The sequence below is a fragment of the Halorarum salinum genome, from assembly GCF_013402875.1.
Lineage (GTDB): Archaea > Halobacteriota > Halobacteria > Halobacteriales > Haloferacaceae > Halorarum > Halorarum salinum.
In genome coordinates this window covers 274,505-292,265 of sequence record NZ_CP058579.1, presented here as the reverse complement: position 1 = coordinate 292,265, position 17,761 = coordinate 274,505, and the positions used below count along the sequence as shown (strand labels likewise).

Genomic DNA, 17,761 nt, shown 5'->3' with positions numbered 1-17,761 from the left:
GTACTGTTCGCTATTGGACAGTTCGACTCACAGGTAAGCACTAATCGCTGAAATTCGATTCGACGTGATTTAGCAGATTGACTGCTCCGAATGCAGGCACGAACTCATCCGCAAGGATGTTCCGTTCCGTAGTTCGTCTATCATTCTCAGGTAACTCTCCCTCGATCGTTTCATTGCGGATAGCTGCTCGTTCGACTGCCGGTGAAATATCGACTTTTGGGCATTCACTGAGCGTTTCACCCGTTTCGAGATCTTTCATCCAGAGTGTCCACCGGAGGCCATCAGTGCCGATGCCGACGAGGTAACGCTGGTCGATGTCTCGAAGGTATTTGCAAAACGTGTCTTCCTCCAAGTACCGTCGGATATCCTCCGTTGCGTCGTGCTTTGCACCCTGCATTTGTTCCCTGTTAGCCGCCTTCGCTTCGACAATACAGATGATCGACGGGGCGACGTTCTTAAGGAGATAGTCCGGTTGCTTGGGTTCGACTTTGCTGTAGGTAATCGGTCGTCTGATGAAATGAGGGCCCTCACCCTGATACTCCTCTGTCGCTGGGTTCAGATACCCTAGGCCGTGGAGTACTGGTTCGATCAAGTACTGCTCAGTGAATACCTCCGGAGCCTGTTCCATTCGGGCTCCTTTTAATGTTCTTGGGCCACGGAGCAAGTTCCGCAACTGCCCTCCCTCGTTCAATTCTCGGAACTTCTGGGGGAACACTTCCGTTTGGATTCGAACCCGCTCTGCGATCTGGTAATCGGGACGTAGCGTCGGGTGAAGCTCCGCATCGTTGGTCATTGGCCGACCGCCTCCTCCACAATCTCGATCTCCTCGTCGGTCAGGCCGTACAGGTCGTAGACGATCTCGTCGATGAGGTCGTCGGTGCGCTCGATCTTTTCCTCCAGTTCCTCGGCGCGCGCTTTCGTCTCGACGTAGCTCTCCAGCCCCTCGCGCACGTCCTCGACACGGGGAAGCGTCAGCTTTCGCAGGCGGTCGACGAGCGAGTTCGTCTTGGTGGCTGTTTCACGGAAGTTCGCGAAGCCGTCCGCTTCGTCGACGGCAACGGGGACGAATGCCTCGATGAGATCCGCTTCGGGTTCGGTGAGGTCGGTGATGCGGAGCGCCGGGAGCGGGTCGGTTTCGGTGTAGCCCCACTGGTCGGTCTCGTGGCCGTTCTCATCGTCGGGCTTGTAGCGGGCGGTGAGTCGAATTTCGACCGTGTTCGTAGATTCGCGGTGGACGGTAGCGTCGCCGACGCGGAGGTTCGGCTTTTCCTGGGTGGTCTGTTGGAGGATCGAGTCCGCCGCGTTCTCCGGGGGTTGGGTGAGGCCGATTTCGGAGATTGTAGAATTTTCCGAATAGGAACCGAAGTGGTCGAGGAGCGAGAGATTGAGGGAGTCATTTTTTCTGTGCAGATTAAGATTAACTCTTGCAGCGTCCGCTAGCCTCCGTTCAAGAGCCAGGCTGTTCGAAGTGGAATTTTGTATCGAATCATATGATGGTAGCTTGTCCCGTGTTTCCTCAGGCATCCATGTCGGAAACGGCATAGATGATAAATATGAAGTCATGAATCGTCGGAAATCACCTCTGAGAACTGGGCTTGTGTGGTAAATGTAGAACCACGTTGGACTACTGTTCAGCACAGCAAGTGAATAATCAAGTGATAGTTGACAATCAGTCTCTAGGACAATGCCATATGCTGAATTTGGAAGGTAAATTCCTCCTTCGTCATCGATTGTGAACTCACAGCGCTGACATACGTCTGGCATTACAATCTCCTTCGTCCCGTAGAGCCGCCACTTCCGGCCGTTCGTCAGGATACCCCAGTTGAGGGAATCGGGCGTGTGTTCGAGGTAGTACTTCACCTGATGGGATGCGTCGCGGTAGGACCGTTGTTCGGCGAACCGCTCGGTGAAGTCGGCGTCCCACTGCTTGGCTTCGAGCAGGGCCGCCGCCTTCCCGAACGTTCCGTCCAACTGGCCGTCCTGCTTCATCGCCATCGCGTCGCGTCGGTCACTCGCGGAGTCGTACAGCACCCGGTCGATGTACCCGCCGCTGTCCGGCAGCGTCGTCTCCTGAATCGTATCGTAGCCGAGCGCAGCGAGCACCTCGTCGATCCACGACCCGAGCAGCGTGTCCTCGTTGTATCCGGCAACCAGATCGCGTTCGCCGTCCCAGCGTGCCTGGAGCGCCGCGAACGCCTCGGCGGCTTCGTCGTCGCAGTCCCACGCGTCCAGGTCGTCGACCCGCTCGTCGAGATAGTAGCCCGAGAAGAGGTTCGAGTTGAGATATGGATCGGAGGGAAGCGTCACCTGACTCATCGTTGCTATCGTGACAGGTAGCACCCAGTCGTATGAAGCTACTGACTGACTACCCCCAATCCGCGCCCTTTTTACCGCTCCTCACGCACCCTCACTCAAGAATGAGCACGCCGTGGGACGACTGGGACCACGTCCTGAAGGTGGACCCTGACAAGGAACTGCACGCGGACGACACCTTCGAGGACGTCTGCGCGACGGGCACCGACGCCATCGAGATCGGCGGCACCCTCGACGTCACCGCCGACAAGATGCGGCGCGTCGTCGACGCCTGCGAGGCGTACGACGTCCCGCTCTACCAGGAGCCCTCGAACCCGGGCGTCGTCATCGACTCGGACGCGCTCGACGGCTACCTCGTCCCGACGGTGTTCAACGCCGGCGATCCGTTCTGGGTCACCGGCGCGCACAAGGAGTGGGTCCGCATCGACGACGACCTCGACTGGGAGCGCACCCACACCGAGGCGTACGTCGTGCTGAACCCGGAGGCCTCCGTCGCCCGGCTCACCGACGCCGACTGCGACCTCGGGGCCGACGACGTGGCCGCCTACGCCCGGGTCGCCGAGCGGATGTTCGGCCAGGACCTCGTCTACGTCGAGTACTCGGGCACCTTCGGCGACGTCGAGGTCGTCGGGGCCGCCCGGGACGCGCTCGACGACGCGACGCTGTTCTACGGCGGCGGCATCCACGACTACGAGTCGGCCCGCGAGATGGGCGCCCACGCGGACACCATCGTCGTGGGGGACCTGCTCCACGACGAGGGCGTCGACGCGGTCCGCGAGACCGTGGAGGGCGTGCGCGACGCCCACGCCGACCTCCCGGACGCCTGAAGGCGACGTCCCGTTCGGCCCTCCCCGGTTCTCCCGCCTCACCCGCTCGCTTTTCGAAGCGACCGCTCGCCCCGCCACCGCGTCCCGCCGCTCCGCGGGCGGAGCCGGACACGTATCCTGCCAGCAACGCGACCGCTCCGCCCCGAATCCGGCACTATCCGTTTACCTCCCAGCCGAGCGACTGCACCACCGGTGAACACCATACCATGAACAGTCCGAACTCGGTTCGCGCTCCCGTACAGCACGGTCCGTCGACCTCCGGTCCGGTCCGGGCCGACGTCCCCGCGGCGCCCCCCGTAGAACCCGAACGAACTGCCAGTGCGGGAGATTCGACCGCCGAAGGGGGCGGGATGACGGGGGGTGACGGACGCGGGACTGGACGGCGTCAGTTCCTCGGGGCGCTCGGCGTCACGCTCGGCGGCACCGCGCTCCTCGGCCGGGTCGGTTCGCGGTCCGTCGCCGCCGGGCAATCGCTCCAGCATGGGTACTACACCGGCTCGACGACGAACGTCATCAGGTACTTCGACGCCTTCGGCCAGTCGGTGCTGGGCGAGCAGGCGTACCAGCACGACGTCCTGGTGCGGGTCGGAACGCCCGCCGTCGCCGGCGGAGTCCAGGAGACGAACCCGTTCAACCTGTACGTCATCCCCGATCCGTCCTCGATCACCGGCGAGGAGGGGGTTATGGAGATCCACTCCGCGCTCGGCTACTCGGAGTCACCCGGTGAGACGGTGCTGAGCCCGATCACGGGCGACCCCGTGCCGAACAGCGCCGGCGGGGTACACGAGACGACGGCCGGCAGCGCGCTGTTCCAGTACTGGCGCTACGACTTCCTGTCCGGGGACGAGTTCAGGGGCGAACTCGTCGATCCGCACACCCAGGAGGCGCTCGCGATCAACCTGTTCAACGCAGCGAACGAGATCGCCCCGGGTATCTCGCTGCCCTGGCCGTACCCGATGGCCGCCGGGACCCAGCTGGCCGCGACCATCGACGGGACGGACCTGACGATCACGATCAGCGGGTTCTCGATCGACCTGACCCGCCAGTTCCTCGCACAGATCGAGGTCACGCGCTTCGCGTGAACGGATCGGACTCGGTCGGTCGGATCGAGCCGCCCCACGAGGGACGTTCACGCCGACGTAGTCCACGGTCGAGCGGTGCCGCCCGGCACCGAACTCGCCGATTCGCGTCGTCCCACACCGCGCCCGCCGCGCCCGGCGTCGCCCCAGTCGCTCGTCCGTCGACGTTCGTCGCCGTCAACCACCGCCGGGTTCGTCACGGCTCCAGGCCGCCGAGCCGTCCGCGCTCGCGATCGCCGAGCCGTCCGCGTCGAACAGCTCCCCCGCCCGTTCGAGCAACCCGACGCCCCACGTCATCGTCACAGGCACCATCGCGGTGGTGAAGATGGCGACGAACACCAGCATCGAGAACAGCTGCTGGCCGATGATGCCCGACGAGAGCGCGACGGAGGCGATGATGATCTCGACGGTGCCGCGGCCGTTCATCCCCAGCCCGACCACCAGCCCCTCGCGGGAGGTGAGTCCCGTCGGAAGCGAGAACAGCCACGAGCCGACGATCTTGCCGACGAACGCCGCGCCGACGAGCACCGCCAGCGTCCCCAGCGCCGAGCCGAACACGTCGAGCGTGAGGTCGAACCCGACCGTGACGAAGAAGATTGGCGCGAACACCCCGAGCGCCAGGTCGCGGATGACCCGCTCCATGTGGTCGTACAGCCCGGGTTCCAGGTTCGCCTGTCGGATGAACGTCCCGGCGACGAACCCGCCGATGATGCTGTGGAGCCCGGCCAGGTCCGCGAGTTCGGCGAACACCAGCGCGACCGTGAGCGCGACGGTGAACGCCGTCGTCTCCGTCACGAACCCGTACCGCTCGCGGAGCACCTCCACGCGGTGCCAGACGGCGGGGAGGAACCGGTCGCCCACGACCAGCGCGACGGCGAAGAACGCGAGCGCCCGTCCGAGCACGATGCCCAGTTCCACCGGGTTCACGGTGCCCGCGTTCGCGTAGCCGAGCACGCCCGCGAACGCCACCAGCACGCCGACGTCCGAGACGAGCGCGCCGCCGAGCAGCACCCCCGCGATGCGCGTGTCGAGCAGATCCAGGTCCGCGAGGATGCGCGACTTCGTCGCCAGCGACGTCGCGGCCATCGCCAGTCCGACGAACAGCGACGCCCCGGCGTCGAACCCGAGGAGGACGCCGATGCCGTACCCGACGCCGAACGGCACGAGAAAGCCCCCGACGGCGACGAGCAGCGCCATCGACCCGAGCGCGAACAGCTCGTGGAGGTCGACCTCCATCCCGACGTACACCATCAGCAGGAACACGCCCAGTTCCGCGAACGTCGCGAGCGCCGGGCTCGACTCGACCAGGCCGAGCAACGGCGGGCCGAAGGCGATGCCCGCGAACAGTTCGCCCATCATCGCCGGGTAGCCCACCCGCTCGGCGAGCGCGCCGAACACCAGCGCGAGCGAGAGCACGAGCAGCAGGCCCAGCAGGTCGATGCCGGCGGCCTCGACCATCTCAGCCACCCCGCCCGGTCCGCGACGGTTCGACCCGCGACCGTTCGGCCCCGCCGGTCGCTCCGCCCCGTCGGACGTGACTCGCGAGTTCGTGCATGTCCCCAACTCTCCCGGGTACCCGTATAAAAGCCGCGATGAGATACGGAAACGGTAATCGAGAGCTATTTTTCTGCGGATTCGTCACCGCAGTCGGGGTCGAACCAGTGGTAGGGGCACGTGTACTCGTTGTGGACGAGCTCCTCCTCGACGATCTCGAGCCCGAGCCCCGAGAGGTCCCGCCCGATGCGGCTGAGGTCGTCGCCGTCCCGCCCGACGGCGACGACGTGGAGGTTCTCCTCGCCGGTCATCAGCTCCCGGACCGAGACGACGCCGGGCACGGACATCGCCTCCCGGGCGAGCTCTTCCCGCTCCGGGATCGGCGCCGTACAGAAGATTATGGTGAACAGCTGGTAGCCTACCATCTCGTAGTCGATGTCGAGGTGGCTCCCCCGGACGACTCCGTCCTCCTCCAGGTGGCTGATCCGGTTGCGGACCGTGCTCGGCGAGACCCCGTAGTCCTCGGCGATCTCGGCCGCGGACGTCCCCCGGGCGTCCTTCTGGAGCCGGTAGATCACGTACCGGTCCAGCTCGTCCAGTTCGCGCGTCGGCATACCTGGACCTGTGACTCCGGGTTCTAAGGCGTTCGTATTCGTCGTCGGTTCGGTTTCGTCGTCGCGTCGGCGTCGTTCCGGATCGGTGTTCGGTCGCGAGGGACGATCGGGTAGGGCGACCGTGAAGGCCCCTGCGGCCGGCTGCGCTCGCCCGCGTGACCGGGGCGTGGCCGCCGCGCGCCGTGCGGCTGGTCCGGCCCGCGACCCCCTACAGCAGCCGGCGCTCCAGCAGCCGGCCCAGTCGGCCGGGCGTCGTCTCCTCGCGCGGCCGAACGACCAGCGCGGGGCAGTCCACCGCGTCGACGACCGGGAGCGCGCCGACGCCCGTGACGAGCACGTCCGTCTCGCCGTTCCCGAACTCGGCGTCGCCGTCCGCGAACCCGTCGCCGCCGTTCGGGAGGACGTACCCGGCGCGGACCGGCGCCGAGAACAGGTCGCCGATCTCGTCGTGGTAGTCGTCGATGGCCCGCCGCTGCTCGTCCGAGGCGAACCCGTCCAGCGTGTAGTCGAGGCGGACCTCCGCGTCGTGGGCGACCGCGATGGCGTCCGCGACGGCGACCTTCGCCGGGTCGTACGGCCCCTCGTCGGTGAGCACCGAGACGACGTCCACGCCCTCGAGCCCGTTTCCGTCGGCGGCGACCCGGCGCCCGGTGGTCGCGCCGGAGGTCGGCTGCTCGCTGCTGTCGACCAGCACCGCGTCGCAGTCCGTGTGGTTCAGCACCCAGTCCACGTCCGAACTGAACAGGCGCTCGCGCAGGCCGCCCGGTTCCCGCTCCATGATCAGCACGTCCACGTCGTCGGCCTCGACGTGGTGGGCCAGCGCGTGCCGGGTGTCGTGGCTGACGACCTCGCTCACCCGGATCGGGACGTCCATCTCGGCGGCGATGGCGTCCGTGTGCTCCTCGAACTCCAGGTCGCCCGGCGACTGCGTCTCCGCGGCCGAGAGGGGAACCTGGTCGGGCACTTCGTCGAACCTGACGACCGACACCCCGCCGTGCTGGGGCGCCGCGAGGTCGGCGGCGACGTCGATCAGCACGCGCTCGCGGGAGAGGTCCATGTCCTCGGGCACCGCGACGAGCACCTCGTAGCCGTTCTCGGTCGGCGTGACCGCCTCACGGGTGCGTTCGACCGCCTGCTTGCCGAGTTCGCGCCGCACGGCGTCGACGGCCGCGCCCTCCCGGTCGACGCGCCCGCGGCCGTACGCCAGGTACCAGCCGACCCCGCCGACCGTGATGGCCACCGCGCCGATCAACGGCACCGTCCCCATCTGGGTGAGGAGCACGACGCCGCCGACGACGCCGAACGCCTGCACCCACGGGTACAGCGGCGACTCGAACTCAGGCTCGTACTCCATCGTGCCGCGCCGGAACGCGACGATGGCGACGTTGATGAGCACGAACACGAGGATCTGGAACGCGCTCGCCAGCTTCGCGATGTCCTCGATGGGGACGAACGCGATGAGCAGCAGCAGCACGACGCCGGTGAGCGTGATGGACGTGCTCGGCGTCTTGAACCGGTCGCTGATGGACCCGAGCGAGTCCGGCACCAGGTTGTCCCGCGCCATCGCGAACGGGTACCGCGAGGAGGAGAGCACGCCCGCGTTCGCGGTGCTCACCAGCGCGAGCAGCGCCGCGATCACCACGGCCAGGACGCCGGCGGTCCCGAGCGCGGCGTCCGCCGCGATCGCCATCGGGGCCTCGGTGTCGCCGAGCGCCGTGGTGTCGGTGACCCCGAGCATGACGAACACGATGAGCGCGTACAGGGCCGTCGTGAACCCGAGCGACCCGAGGATGCCGATGGGGATGTTCCGCCCGGGGTCCTCGATCTCCTCGGCGACGCTCGCCACCTTCGTCACGCCCGCGTACGAGACGAACACCAGCCCCGTCGCCTCGAGGATGCCGCCCGCCCCGCTCGCGAGGAAGCCGTCGTAGTTGGTCAACTGGACCGACGGGACGCCGCCGACCGCGAACCACCCCAGCGCCGCCAGCATCACCGCGACGATGGCGATCTGGAGCTGTCCGGTCTGTTTGGCCCCGAGGACGTTCACGACGACCAGTATCGTCGCCAGCGCCAGCGCGAGCGGCGTCGTGACGCCCTGCGGGACGTCGAACATGTACAGCAGGTACGGAACGCCCCCGACGAGCGCGAGCGCGCCCTTGAACGACAGCGCGAACCACGTCCCGACCCCGGCGACCGTCCCCAGCAGCGGCCCCATCCCGCGCTCGATGAACAGGTACGTGCCGCCGGACTCGGGCATCGCGGTCGCCATCTCGGACTTCGAGAGCGCCGCGGGAACCACCAGCAGCCCGGCGAGGACGTACGCGAGGACGACGGCGGGGCCGGCGACGTCGACGGCAAGCGCCGGCAGGATGAAGATGCCGCTGCCGATCATCGCGCCGATGCTGATGGCGAGCACCGAGAACAGGCCGAGGTCGCGTTCGAGGCCCTTGGGCACTACGTCCCACCTCCACGTGGACGGTCGACGGTTCGCTCCCCCGCGAAGCCGGGGGGACCCACCGTTTCCGCCGGTACGAACGGCTCACTCATGGTGTCTCAGGGTCGTTGTCGGAACCGGATAAACGAGTCGATATTTTCCCGATTCGGGAACATACCGACCATCTGATTGCGGGGTCCGACCGGCCGCGCGTCGACCCGGCACGCCGGGCGCGGCGACCCGGAATCGACCGTTTTTAAGCCCGCGAACGGGAAGGAACGCGTATGCAGGGAAGAACCTATACGGCCGACGCCGACCCCGGCGACGAGGTCACCGTCGCCGGCTGGGTCCACGAGACCCGCGACCTCGGCGGCATCGCGTTCCTCATCCTCCGGGACACGACCGGCCAAATTCAGGTGAAGTTCGAGAAGGACGAGATGGACGACGACCTCGTCGAGACGGGACTGGGCGTCCACCGCGAGTCGGTCATCTCGGTGACCGGCGAGGTCGCGGAGGAGCCGCGCGCCCCGACCGGCGTCGAGGTCGTTCCCGAGTCGGTCGAGGTCGTCGCCCCGGCGGACCCCGAACTCCCGCTCGACCCCTCCGGCAAGGTCGACGCGGAGCTGCCCACCAGGCTCGACAACCGGACGCTCGACCTCCGGAAGGACGACGTGAAGGCCGTCTTCGAGGTCCGCGCCGAGATCCTCCGCGCGACCCGAGAGACGTTCCGCGAGCTCGGCTGCACGGAGATCAACACGCCGAAGATCGTCGCCACCGGCACCGAGGGCGGCACGGAGCTGTTCCCGATCACCTACTTCGGCCGCGAGGCGTTCATGAACCAGTCGCCCCAGCTGTTCAAGCAGCTGATGGCCGGCTCCGGCCTGGAGCGCGTCTTCGAGATCGGTCCGATCTTCCGCGCCGAGGAGCACAACACGCCCCGCCACCTCAACGAGGCGACCTCCATCGACTTCGAGGGCGCGTTCTGCGACCACCACGAGGCGATGGACGCCGCGGAGGCGGTCGCGAAGGCGGCCTACGAGGCCGTCGCCGAGAACTGCGGGGACCAGCTCGAGGCGCTCGATCTCGCCGACGAGTTCGAGGTGCCCGAGGGCGACTTCCCGCGGCTCACCTACGAGGAGGCGCTCGAGCGCGTCAACGACACGGGCGACATCGACGAGCACCTCGTCTGGGGCGACGACCTCTCCACCGAGGCGGAGCACGCGCTCGGGCAGGACGTCGGCGAGCACTACTTCATCACCGACTGGCCCTCCGAGATCAAGCCGTTCTACATCAAGGACCACGACGACGACGAGACGGTCTCGACCGGCTTCGACATGATGCACCCCCGGATGGAGCTCGTCTCCGGCGGCCAGCGCGAACACCGTCACGAGCGCCTCATCGAGGGGTTCGAACAGCAGGGGCTCGACCCCGAGGCGTTCGAGTACTACACGAAGATGTTCAAGTACGGCATGCCCCCGCACGCCGGCTGGGGGATGGGCGCCGAGCGGCTCGTCATGACCGTCCTCGGGCTGAAGAACATCCGCGAGGCCGTCCTCTTCCCGCGGGACCGCCAGCGGCTGAGCCCGTAGGACGCCCCGCTCCCCTCTCCCGCCCCGTAGTCCCCCCTACTCCGCGCCCGTCGCGCTACTCGTTCCCTCCGCTTCCTCATCTTCCTCCCCCTCGTCGCCGACGAACCACTTCATCGCCAGCGGCGAGCTCGCCCCGTGGACGAACACCGAGACGAGGACCACCAGCCCAACGACGGCCCAGACGAGCCGCGCGTCCGGGAACTCGGCCGACTCCAGGCCGTAGGCGAGATAGAAGATGGAGCCGACCCCGCGGATGCCGAAGAAGGAGACGACGCCCCGTTCGCCGGCCGACCGCGGCAGCCCGACCACCCCGGCCGCCCCGGCGAGCGGCCGGACGAGAAACACCAGCGCGAGCGCGACGAGCGCGGCCTCCGCGGTGAGCGGAGCGAGCAGGCCGGTCGCGACCGCCCCGCCCAGGAGCATCAGCACCAGCGCCAGCGAGAGCCGTTCGAGCACCTCGGAGAAGTCGTGAAGCGCCCGGTTGTACTCGTGACCCCGCTCGACGTCGCGGATGAGCAGCGCCGCGACGAACACGGAGAGGAAGCCGTAGCCGCCGATCAGCTCCGCGACGCCGTACGCGAGCAGCGTGCACGCCAACGCCTCCGTCCCCTCGACGGCCTTCCCGATGCGGGACGTCGGCGAGTGCCGGAACAGCAACTTCCCGAGCGCGAACCCGACGACGTAGCCGGCCACGCAGCCGACGACGATGCGGTAGCCGACGTCGACGAGGAGCCACTCGCGGAGCCAGTTTTCGGGCGCCAGTCCGACGGTCGCGACGGCGATGGCCAGGTACGTGAACGGGAACGCCAACCCGTCGTTGAGCCCCGCCTCGGAGGTGAGCGCGAACCGGACCTCCTGGTCGTCGGCCTCCTCGGGGCTGTACTCCCCGACGTCCGGCCGGTCCACCTGCACGTCCGAGGCCAGCACGGGGTCGGTCGGGGCGACGACGGCGCCCAGCAGGAGCGCCGCGGCGGGCGCCAGCCCGACGGCCCACCAGCCGAGGAGCGCGGCGGCCGCGATGGTCAGCGGCATCGTCACCGCGAGCAGGCGCCAGGTCACCGACCACCCTCGCACCGAGAACGGCCGGTCGAGCTTCAGCCCCGCCCCCATCAGCGCGACGATGACGACGAACTCCGCGAGGTGCTCGGTCGCGGTCCCGTAGGTGACCGGGTCGGGCGCCGGCAGGCCGAGCGGGAGCGAGAAGACGGCGGCCCCGAAGAGGACGTACAGCATCGCCGGCGTGGCGGGGGCTCCCTCAAGCCGTTCGGGGAGCAGCGCCGCACCGAGGAAGACGACGCCGAGGAGAGTGAGCACGACGACCGCGAGTTCGACCATGTCGACGAATCGGCCGGGAGCCACATAGGTGCTTTCGCGGTTCCGCACGACAGGGCGGCGTTCGCTTCGGATTCCGCCTTGCGACTGCAAGCGCCTCGGCCCCGACCGTCCGTCGTCAGCTCGTCGGAGCCGACACGTTGGAGCGGTCCATCCGGTCGGCCGTTACACCCACCCGTTCTCGCCGTGCTCGCCGCGCCGCCAGCGCTGGGTCTCCTCCCCGCAGGCGTTACAGACGACCGCCCGCGCCCCCTCCTCGTCGTCCGGGGCGACGACGTCGTGGCGCGTCCGCTCCTCACACCCGGGGCAGTCCGCGAGCGTCTCGCCGCCCTCGTACGCGAGCGGGGCGCCGAGCGCGAGCGCGCGGACCCGTTCGTCCCCCCGGTTCCACCCGCGCTGGAACTCCCCGGGGGCGAAGCGGACCGCCTCGTCCGGCCCGACGATGACGTCCCCCTCCTCCGTTTCGAACGTCGCCGTCCCCGCGAGCACGACGAACACCTCCTCCTGGGCGTCGTGGCGGTGGTAGGCGAACGCGAAGGAGTCGCCCGGCGCGAGTTCGTAGTAGTTGATCGCGAGGTCCGAACAGCCGAGCGCGTCGGTGAGCCGCTTCCGCACCGCGGCCGGCTGGACGCCGTTTTCCACGTCGGCTACCGCGACACGTTCCATGGTCGAGTGGCGTCGGGGGCGGTCAAATACCCGCCGGTCGGACCGCCCCCGACGCCCCTCGACGGGCGCCGGGACCGCGAGGCGGACCGGCCGCCTATAACAGGAACGTGATGATCGCCAGCACGATGAACACGAACACGAGGATGCGCGCGATCTCCATGCTCATGCCGGCGACGCCGCCGAAGCCGGCCACCCCCGCGAGCAGCGCGAGCACGAAGAACACGATTGCGAGCCAGAGCAGGTCCCCCCCGGCCTGCAACGGCGTGGCTGCAACTGTGACGGCCGACAGCGCGGCAGTTGTTGCTGACATGCACCCCACTTTTCGACCTCTTCCATTGTAAACCTCTGCCAGTATATTGAAGTACTCCGGCTCGCGCCGGTTCCACAACCGATACCTACCGGCCGGCCGATTCGGGAACGATGACCGACGAGGCGACCGCGTTCGCGCCCGGCCACGTGACGGCGTTCTTCGCCCCGTACCCCGACGACGACCCCGCCGTCGCGGGCTCCCGGGGGGCGGGAGTGACGCTCTCGGACGGCGTCGAGGTGACGGTCCGTCCGGCCGCCGGGGCCGACGACCCTACGGTCCTGCTCGACGGCGAGGCGGTCGAGGTGGCCGCCGTGGAGGGGGTGCTGGACGCGCTCGCACCCCACGTCGGGGGCACCGGGACGGGCGCGGACGGCGACGCGGACGCGCGCGTCGCGGCCGTCGAGATCCGGACCGACCTCCCCGTGGGCGCCGGGTTCGGCGTCTCGGGCGGGGCCGCGCTGGGGACCGCGCTCGCCGCGAACGACGCGTTCGACCTCGCGCGCTCGGAGAACGAACTGGTCCGGGTCGCCCACGCCGCGGAGGTCGCGGCCGGAACGGGGCTCGGCGACGTCGTCGCGCAGTTCCGCGGCGGCCTGCCGATCCGGCTCGAACCCGGCGCGCCGGGCCACGGCGCGTTCGACGGCCTGCCGGCCCGCCCGCGCGTGGAGTACGTCACGTTCGGGGAGCTCTCGACCGCCGAGGTGCTGGGCGGCGATCTCGATCCGGTGCGGGCGGCGGGCGAGGCGGCGCTGACGCGGCTCCGGCGGACCCCGTCGCTCCCCGAACTGCTCGCGGCGGCCCGCGAGTTCGCCGACGACGCGGGGCTGCTGGTGCCCGAAGTCGCGGAGGCGATCGAGGCCGCGGAGGCCGAGGGGTCGCCGGCCTCGATGGCGATGCTCGGCCGGACCGCGTTCGCGCTCGGCACCGGGCTCTCGGACGCGGGCTACGACGCGACGGCCTGTGCGGTCCACCCGACCGGGGCGTCGTTGCGCCCGGTCGAAACGGAGTGAGTCCGCACCCGACCGAAACGGAGTGAGTTTTCACGCCGCGGTCCCGAGCGGCGGGTATGACCGAGGACGAGACGACCGGCGAGGGGACGGCGAGCGCCCCGCCCGAGGTCGCTCACGAGTCGGAGCTCCCGCGGGACCACCCGCGCTACCAGTCGCTGCTGACGCGCCACCGCATCGAGGAGGGGGTCGAGAAGGGGATCACCTCGACCCAGGGGCTGATCGCGGAGGGTCGCGGCGAGGCGTTCGACTACCTCCTCGGCGAGGAGACACTCCCGAGCGCCGACGCGGCCGCCCGCGCCGCCGCCGCCCACCTCCTGCTCGCCGACCACCCCGTCCTCTCGGTGAACGGCAACGTCGCCGCGCTCGTCCCCGGGGGGATCGTCAGCCTCGCGGACGCGACGGGCGCCGACCTCGAGGTGAACCTGTTCAACCGCACCGAGGAGCGGATGGAGGCGATCGCGGAGCACCTCCGCGAGCACGGCGCCGACGAGGTGAAGGGGCTCGCGGCGGACGGCCGCATCCCGGGCCTGAGCCACGAGCGGGCGAAGGTCGACGCCGACGGCATCGGCGCCGCGGACGTGGTGCTCGTTCCCCTGGAGGACGGCGATCGCGCGGAGGCGCTCGGGGAACTCGGCAAGACGGAGATCGTGATCGACCTGAACCCGATGTCGCGCTCGCCGCGAATGGCCGCCGTCCCGGTGATCGACAACATCGTTCGCGCGGTGCCGAACGTGGCCGAGCACGCCCGAGAGCTTCGGGATGCTCCGCGTGAGGGACTGGAGCGGGTCGTCGAGGAGTTCGACCGCGAGGCCGCGCTTCGGGACGCGGAGCGGGCGATCCGGGAGGGCGATTTGGGGAAGCGCGACGGGAAGGGGGGAACGTAGGGGGCGCTGTCGCGTCGTCGTTTGTGGGAAAACGGTCGGCTGCTTTTGGCAGTAGAGCCGGTTGTCGTGCGGAGTGCCCGATAACCTTCGCAGCTGTCTGCTTCGACGTTGGTTCGGTCGTCGTGGAGCTGTTCCCGAAAGCCCCCGCGGGGCTCGGGTCGGTGCGGCCGCTGCGCTCCTCGCTCCTTCGCTTCGCTCAGTCGTTGCGGTGCTTGTCGGTCCGCGCCTTCCCCGAGCCCCGCGGTCCCTTTCAGTCCCACCCGACCGCTCCTCACCCTCCCCAGCCTCCTGCGCTCCTCGCTTCGTTCGCTTCGCTCACTCCGCTGTGGTGCTCGTCCCTCGCGCGCGTCGTGCTCGCGCCACGAGGGCGCTCGCGTCCCACGCGCCGGTCGGCTGATCCCTCGACGTAACCCCGAAAACGCCCCCGAGCGTGCCAGGCTCGACCGCGTTACGACGGGGAACCGACACCGATTTACGGAACTCGCGGGTCCCTCCGGTCCATGTCCTCGGTCAGAGCGACCGTCCTCGGCGCCCTCCGCCGCCCCGACACCGACGAGTACCTCGTCCAGACCCTCCCGACCCCGGCCGAACCGGGCACCGCCCGCCGGTTCGTCGGCGGCGGCATCGAGTTCGGCGAGACCAGCGACGAGGCGCTCGAACGGGAGTTCCGGGAGGAACTCGACGTCGCGGTCGAGGCGGGGCCGGTCCTCGGGACGGTGGAGAACCTCTACCGCTGGGACGGCGAGGCGGGCCACGACCTCGCGGTCGTCAGGGAGGCCCGATTCGCCGACGCGTCGCCGTACGACCGCGACGCCTTCCACGGCGTCGAGGACGACGGGTCGTTCGAGTACGGGGCCGCCTGGCGCTCGCTCGACGACCTGGTGGACTCGCCCGAACCGTTCTATCCCCGGTGCGTGGCCGACCTGTTCGGCGACGGCGGAACCGGCCACCTCGTCTCGGTGGCCGACTAGTCGAGCCACGAGATCAGGGTCACGATCCACTGTGCCGGGTCGGCGCGCCGCCGCACCTCCACCCGTTCGACCCACTTCACCCACTGGAAGCCCCGCCGGCCGGGCGCGACCAGCCGCGCCGGCGCGCCGTGGCCGTGGCTCAGTCGCCGGCCCCCGACCCGGGTCGCCAGCAGGACGTCACGGGCCTCCTCGATCGGGATCGACCAGCGGTAGCCCGTCACCGAGACGAACCGGACGTAGCGCGCCCCCTCGGAAGCGCCGGCGGAGTGCAGCAGGTCGCCGACGCGGACGCCGCCCCACTCCTGGACGGTGTACCAGCCGCTGGTGCAGTCGAGCAGGGCCTCGAGTTCCGCCGCGCCGCCGGCGGCCGCCGGTTCGCCCCCGTCGCCGTCTGCGTCGGTCGCCCCCGGGTCCACCTCGTCGTAGCCGAGTTCCAGCGGCGCCTCGACCAGCCCTCCGACCCGGAGCGTCCAGGACCCGCGGTCCACCGGGTCCGGATCGTCCGCGACCCAGGAGGTGACGGGGAAGGCGCCACCCTCGGTCTCCGCGTCCGCGAGGTCCCCCGTCGGCTTCGACCCGGTGAAGCGCCGCGTCGCGCCGCCGAGCAGGCGGTCGGCCGCCGCGCTCGCCTGCCAGGCCAGCGCGCCGCCGACGAGCAGCGCGCCGGTCCGGAGCGCGGCCCGCCGGTCCGGGTCGACCCGGCGGGGCGAGTGGTAGCGCGCGCCGAGGTGGACCAGAACGAGCGGGACGAGCACGAGGCCGAGTCCGACGTGGAGGTTCAGCGTCGTCCAGCCCAGGACGGGGACGTTGCCGCCCACGACCCAGAAGACCCCCGTCGCCAGCGCGGCGACGGCGACGGCCGCCTGGAGCACCGAGAAGGGGGTCGCGCCGTCCCAGGCCGACGGGGTCGTCACCCGCCGCCTGACCCGCCGCAGTTTGTACACGAGCAGGCCGACGAGCGTCAGCCCGACGGCGGAGTGGAGCCAGAACACCCACTCGCCGCCCGGCGAGCCGACGGTGAACGAGTACAGCCCCGAGACGACCTGGAACGCGACGGTCGCCGCGAGCAGCCAGTCCACGACGCGCGGCGGCGGCTCCAGCCGACGGGACGCGGACGCGAGGCGGTCGGAAACGCCCCCGGACATGGAGGAGGGAAGGAACCGGACGGACATAGTTCCGCGGTGGCGACCGCGGAGGATCGGCCCGTGTCGACGAGGGGTAGAAGTCCGGTTCGGCGTTCGGCCGCCGTCGAGAGCGAGTACGCCCGAACGCTCGGTAGGACTGCGAATTGACCGCCGAAGGTCCCTCGTTTTCCCGTAGCGTTCATCGAGCCGTGCCGAATACGCGGCACGTGCTCGTCGTGAACCTCACGTGGCATCCGACTGTCGTGAACACGAAACCCGGCGCCAGCCCGGCCCACTGAACCAGTTGGACGGTTGCTGTGCGGGTTCTCGCACCGCTCCGTGCGTCGTCACGGAGACCCACCCCGGCTCGGGGGCGGATCTCCGCTCCGTCACGGCGCGTCGCGGCCGGGTTCTCAGCAGTCCGGCGGGTCGACGGAGGCCGACGGCGGCTCGCCGTCGGGCACGCCGAGGACGATGATGTAGGCCATCGCCGGCTCGGCGTCGCTCGCGTTCTCCACGAGGTCGGCGTGGTTCCCGGTAGCGACGAACGCCTCGCCCGCCGCATAGGTGCGGGTGACACACCCGTCTTCCCCGGCGAAGGTGACGTCGGCTTCACCTTCGACGACGCTGACGATGGCGGGTCCCCGCTCGATGTGCCAGCCACTCGTCCCTCCAGGCTCAAGCCGTGCCCTGACGACGATGACGGTCGACGCATCGTGAAGGATTGCCGAGTCTTCGGCGCCGTCCTCGTAGCCGACGCCGAACGCCGCAGCCACGTCGTCGGGGAAGGTCGCATGGGGCGCGACCACTTCGGCCTCGAAGCCCTCCGCCTGGTCGACCCGGTCGTCGTCGGCCTCGTCGCCGCCGGCAGTTGCGACGCCACTGCCCACGGAGAGAGCGGCGCCAGCACTGAGCGCGGTCAGCAGCGGGCGCCGCCCGACGCCGGGCCAGTCGTCGCTCGTTCGATCCGCTGATTCCTCCTCCCGGTCCTTCGTTGGTGTCGTCATGTTTCCACTCTCCGGTTTCGCAGCCGCGGATTCAGCTACTGGCTTAAAAGTAAGATAGCCATCGAGTGGCACGACTGCAGGGAGTGGCTTCCGTGCAGACGCTGCGA

Annotated in this window: 16 protein-coding genes; 6 read left to right on the top strand and 10 right to left on the bottom strand. The window is 69.2% G+C overall.

The features are described from left to right. Window positions 1-40 precede the first annotated feature (40 nt). Both HUG12_RS21405 and HUG12_RS22155 read right to left on the bottom strand, forming a co-directional pair. A complete protein-coding gene (locus HUG12_RS21405; RefSeq protein ID WP_218836382.1) occupies window positions 41-793 on the bottom strand; it encodes a hypothetical protein in 753 nt (250 codons plus the stop codon). Next, on the bottom strand, window positions 790-2,316 hold the full coding sequence (locus tag HUG12_RS22155) for a TaqI-like C-terminal specificity domain-containing protein (RefSeq protein WP_179267056.1): 1,527 nt from the start codon (window positions 2,314-2,316) through the stop codon (window positions 790-792). Before HUG12_RS22155 ends, HUG12_RS21405 begins: the two co-directional genes overlap by 4 nt. A gap of 101 nt (window positions 2,317-2,417) precedes the next feature. Here HUG12_RS22155 and HUG12_RS01355 point away from each other — a divergent pair, with 101 nt between their 5' ends. Together HUG12_RS01355 and HUG12_RS01350 are read left to right on the top strand one after the other, a co-directional pair. Beyond that, a complete protein-coding gene (locus tag HUG12_RS01355; protein ID WP_179267055.1) occupies window positions 2,418-3,140 on the top strand; it encodes a phosphoglycerol geranylgeranyltransferase in 723 nt (240 codons plus the stop codon). A gap of 350 nt (window positions 3,141-3,490) precedes the next feature. Then, the gene (locus HUG12_RS01350; RefSeq protein ID WP_179267054.1) at window positions 3,491-4,222 is read left to right on the top strand and encodes a hypothetical protein; all 732 of its coding nucleotides are present in this window, start codon (window positions 3,491-3,493) and stop codon (window positions 4,220-4,222) included. 174 nt (window positions 4,223-4,396) lie between these two features. Here HUG12_RS01350 and HUG12_RS01345 read toward each other — a convergent pair whose 3' ends face one another. The 3 genes from HUG12_RS01345 to HUG12_RS01335 form a co-directional block, all read right to left on the bottom strand. Beyond that, a complete protein-coding gene (locus tag HUG12_RS01345; RefSeq protein ID WP_179267053.1) occupies window positions 4,397-5,677 on the bottom strand; it encodes a cation:proton antiporter in 1,281 nt (426 codons plus the stop codon). Between the two features lie 161 nt (window positions 5,678-5,838). Further along, on the bottom strand, window positions 5,839-6,327 hold the full coding sequence (locus tag HUG12_RS01340) for an Lrp/AsnC family transcriptional regulator (protein WP_179267052.1): 489 nt from the start codon (window positions 6,325-6,327) through the stop codon (window positions 5,839-5,841). 208 nt (window positions 6,328-6,535) lie between these two features. Next, entirely contained in the window at window positions 6,536-8,782 is a 2,247-nt protein-coding gene (locus HUG12_RS01335; protein WP_179267051.1) for an amino acid permease, read from the bottom strand. Between the two features lie 263 nt (window positions 8,783-9,045). On the opposite strand from HUG12_RS01335, the gene aspS reads away from it, so the two are divergent. Next, window positions 9,046-10,350 carry an aspartate--tRNA(Asn) ligase gene (gene aspS / locus HUG12_RS01330; RefSeq protein WP_179267050.1) on the top strand — a complete coding sequence of 435 codons (1,305 nt, stop codon included), beginning with the start codon at window positions 9,046-9,048 and terminating at the stop codon, window positions 10,348-10,350. A 36-nt stretch (window positions 10,351-10,386) separates the two neighbouring features. Here the strand turns inward: aspS and HUG12_RS01325 are convergent, their stop codons facing one another. The 3 genes from HUG12_RS01325 to HUG12_RS01315 form a co-directional block, all read right to left on the bottom strand. After that, complete coding sequence (locus HUG12_RS01325; RefSeq protein ID WP_179267049.1) at window positions 10,387-11,685, bottom strand: cation:proton antiporter domain-containing protein; 1,299 nt, start codon at window positions 11,683-11,685, stop codon at window positions 10,387-10,389. 162 nt (window positions 11,686-11,847) lie between these two features. Then, window positions 11,848-12,348: a cupin domain-containing protein gene (locus tag HUG12_RS01320; RefSeq protein WP_179267048.1), complete on the bottom strand. Its 501-nt coding sequence runs from the start codon at window positions 12,346-12,348 to the stop codon at window positions 11,848-11,850. A 94-nt stretch (window positions 12,349-12,442) separates the two neighbouring features. Then, the gene (locus HUG12_RS01315; RefSeq protein WP_179267047.1) at window positions 12,443-12,658 is read right to left on the bottom strand and encodes a DUF1328 family protein; all 216 of its coding nucleotides are present in this window, start codon (window positions 12,656-12,658) and stop codon (window positions 12,443-12,445) included. Window positions 12,659-12,768: 110 nt separating this feature from the next. Here HUG12_RS01315 and HUG12_RS01310 point away from each other — a divergent pair, with 110 nt between their 5' ends. The 3 genes from HUG12_RS01310 to HUG12_RS01300 all read left to right on the top strand — a co-directional run bounded on the left by HUG12_RS01310 (window position 12,769) and on the right by HUG12_RS01300 (window position 15,523). After that, window positions 12,769-13,668 (top strand): pantoate kinase, encoded by a 900-nt coding sequence (locus tag HUG12_RS01310; protein ID WP_179267046.1) that lies wholly within the window; start codon window positions 12,769-12,771, stop codon window positions 13,666-13,668. A 56-nt stretch (window positions 13,669-13,724) separates the two neighbouring features. Next, window positions 13,725-14,552, top strand: a complete 828-nt coding sequence (locus HUG12_RS01305; protein WP_179267045.1) for a 4-phosphopantoate--beta-alanine ligase — start codon at window positions 13,725-13,727, stop codon at window positions 14,550-14,552. A 500-nt stretch (window positions 14,553-15,052) separates the two neighbouring features. Then, complete coding sequence (locus HUG12_RS01300) at window positions 15,053-15,523, top strand: NUDIX domain-containing protein (protein WP_179267044.1); 471 nt, start codon at window positions 15,053-15,055, stop codon at window positions 15,521-15,523. Here the strand turns inward: HUG12_RS01300 and HUG12_RS01295 are convergent. Then, complete coding sequence (locus HUG12_RS01295; protein WP_179267043.1) at window positions 15,520-16,668, bottom strand: molybdopterin-dependent oxidoreductase; 1,149 nt, start codon at window positions 16,666-16,668, stop codon at window positions 15,520-15,522. The two genes, HUG12_RS01300 and HUG12_RS01295, sit on opposite strands and share 4 nt — an antisense overlap. 392 nt (window positions 16,669-17,060) lie before the next feature. Then, window positions 17,061-17,654, bottom strand: coding sequence for a cupin domain-containing protein (locus HUG12_RS01290; protein ID WP_179267042.1), 594 nt, complete (start codon window positions 17,652-17,654; stop codon window positions 17,061-17,063). Window positions 17,655-17,761 lie beyond the last annotated feature (107 nt).